This window comes from Pseudomonas sp. EGD-AK9 (assembly GCF_000465935.2).
In the GTDB taxonomy this organism is placed as follows: domain Bacteria; phylum Pseudomonadota; class Gammaproteobacteria; order Pseudomonadales; family Pseudomonadaceae; genus Aquipseudomonas.
This window is the reverse complement of the sequence record NZ_AVOF01000387.1, coordinates 1-2750: the sequence shown is the minus strand read 5'-3', so window position 1 is coordinate 2750 and position 2750 is coordinate 1. Positions and strand designations below refer to the sequence as shown.

At 69.7% G+C, this 2750-nt stretch carries 2 protein-coding genes; both read left to right on the top strand.

Features of this window, described 5'->3' with window-relative positions; translation table 11 throughout:
• On the top strand, nt 1-2097 hold a 2097-nt coding region (locus tag N878_RS29035; RefSeq protein ID WP_031303343.1), incomplete at its 5' end, for a vWA domain-containing protein.
• The coding region (locus N878_RS16980; RefSeq protein ID WP_021444797.1) for an ABC transporter ATP-binding protein at nt 2097-2750 on the top strand (654 nt) is incomplete at its 3' end. The genes N878_RS29035 and N878_RS16980, both read left to right, overlap by 1 nt.

Here is a 2750-nt window from a genome sequence, read left to right as displayed (position 1 = left end):
GAGCGTCCCACCCGCGTGCCGCCGACGAAACCGAGCCCGCCGCCCGAACCTTCGCGCAGCCCCATGCTGGCCATAGTCGCGCTGGCCCTGGTCGGCCTGCTGGTGCTGGCCGGCGGCGGTTACTGGTTGTTCAGTGGTTCGCCCAAGCCGCCACAGGAGCAGGCGCAGAGCGATCCGCCGCCTGAGAAGACGAAGCCGCCGGTGGCGAACGACGGCACGCCGGGCGCGCTGGCCAGCGACGGCGGCGAGCGTCCCTTGCTGATGCCGGGCAAGAAGAGCCTGTTCCAGCGCGTGCTGAGCAAACCCGAGGCGCGTCTGGCCAGCCAGCCCGGCGAGGCGGGGCAGGGCAGCGAGCTGCCGGCCTTCTCGGTGCTCTACGTCTACCGTCGCCAGGAGCACGGCGGGCAGACCTGGCTGGAGGTCGGCGCCTCCAGCGACGGCACGCGCGAGGGCTGGCTGGCGGCCGCCGACGTCAGCGACTGGAAGCAGAGCCTGGTGCTGAAGTTCACCGAGCGTTCCGGGCGCTCGCCGGTGATGTTTCTCGACAGCCGCAGCGCGGTGGAACAGTACCTGGCCGATCCGGCGCAGGCGCGCACGGCGCTGCACCAGGCGCAGTTCGAAGAGCGCGTGGCGCTGCAGATCGTCGCCCTGGAGCCGGCGGCCAGCGCCATCCCGCAGGAGCAGTTCTACCTGCTGCCGATCTTCGAGTCGCACGAGACCTTCGACGGCAACGGCGCGCCGGTGCAGCTGCTGAACGTGGCGTCGATCGATCCGGGCGACGCCGAACGGGTGGTCGGCGATGGCAGTCCGCGCATCCAGCACGACAAGTTCCGCACCGGCATCGTCCTGGTGGTCGACACCTCGGTGTCGATGCAGCCCTATATCGACCGGGTGGCGCAGGTGGTCGACGAACTGCACCGGCAGATCGCCAGCCGCGGCGACCTGGACAGCGTCAGCTTCGGCCTGGTGGGTTTTCGCAGCAACGTCGACAAGACCCCGGGGCTGGAATACGTCAGCCGCACCCTGGTGAGCCTGGAGGAGGGCAGCGATCCGCAGCGCTTCGCCGAACTGGCGCGCCAGGTACGCGCCACCAACGTCTCCAGCCATGCCTTCAACGAGGACGCCTTCGCCGGGGTGATGGAGGCGGTCGAGGGCATGGACTGGACGCCCTACAGCGGCCGGCTGATCCTGCTGGTCACCGATGCCGGCGCGCTGCGCAAGAACGACCCACTGAGCCGCACCCAGATGAACGAGGCCGAGGTGCGCGAGGCGGCGTTGCGCAAGCAGATCAAGGTCTACGCCCTGCACCTGCGCACTCCGGTCGGCCGCGACAACCACGGCTTCGCCGAGCAGCAATACCGCAGCCTGACCGCCGACGCCAACCCGCAGATCGGCGACCTGTACATCCCGGTGGCCGATGGCGCGGTGGAGAAGTTCGGGCAGACTGTGAAGGAAATCGGACTGATCTTCGCCGAACTGGTGAACAAGGTGGCGAACAACCAGGTGCAGGCGCCGAATCAGCATCAATCGATCCGCAGCATTGCGGCGAAGACCTCGGCCATCGGCTACGCCATGCAGATGGATTTTCTCGGCCGCCGCGCCGCCGCCCAGGCACCGCAGCTGGTCACCGCCTGGACCGCCGACCACGACCTGACCAACCCCTCGCTGCCGGCCTTCCAGGTCTGCGTGCTGCTGACCAAGCTGCAGCTCAACGACCTGCAGCAGTCGCTCAAGCTGATCGTCGACGCGGCGCGGCGCACCCAGTCCTCGCCCAAGGATTTCTTCCAGGAGATCGCCAGCGCCAGCGCCTACATGAGTCGCGACCCCAGCGGCCTGAGCCAGGGCCGCAACCTGGCCGAGTCCGGCATCCTCGGCGAGTACCTGGAAGGGCTGCCGTACCGCAGCAAGTCGCTGAACATGACCCAGGAGCTGTGGCTGTCGCTCAGCGTCGCCGAACAGCAGGACTACATCGACGAGCTGGAGTCGAAGATCCGCCTGTACGAGACCTTCCATAACGACATCGCCCACTGGGTACGCTTCGGCGATGCGCAACCGGGCGACGCGCTGTACCGCGTGCCGCTGGCGACGCTGCCCTGATGCTGCGCCTGCGCGACATCGGCAAGAGCCGCCCGGGCTACCGCCTGCAGGTGCCGCGCCTGGACCTGCGCCCTGGCCAGCGCCTGGCCCTGGTCGGGCCCAGCGGCAGCGGCAAGAGCACCTTGCTCGACCTGCTGGCCCTGGTGCTCAGCCCGGATCCGGGCGGCACCCTGGAATTCACCCGCGACGGGCGCAGCACCGACATCGCCGGGCTCTGGCGCCACGACCGCCAGGATCAGCTGGCCGAGCTGCGCAGCCGGCTGATGGGCTACGTGCTGCAGACCGGCGGGCTGCTCGGCTTTCTCGACGTGCGCAGCAATATCGGCCTGTCGCGGGCCTTGCTCGGCCTGCCCGACGATGCCACGGTGCAGCGCCTGGCCGAGCGCCTGGAAATCGCCGACCAGCTCGACAAACTGCCGGCCGCGCTGTCGGTGGGCCAGCGCCAGCGCGTCAGCATCGCCCGCGCCCTGGCCCATGGCCCGGCCCTGGTGCTGGCCGACGAACCCACCGCCTCGCTCGACCCGCTCAACGCCGAGCGGGTCATGCAGCTGCTGGTGGAGCGGGCGCAGGAGCAGGGCGCCTGCATCCTCATCGCCACCCACGACGAGACTCTGGCGCGCCGCGTCGGCCTCGACCTGCAGCGCCTGGCGGTC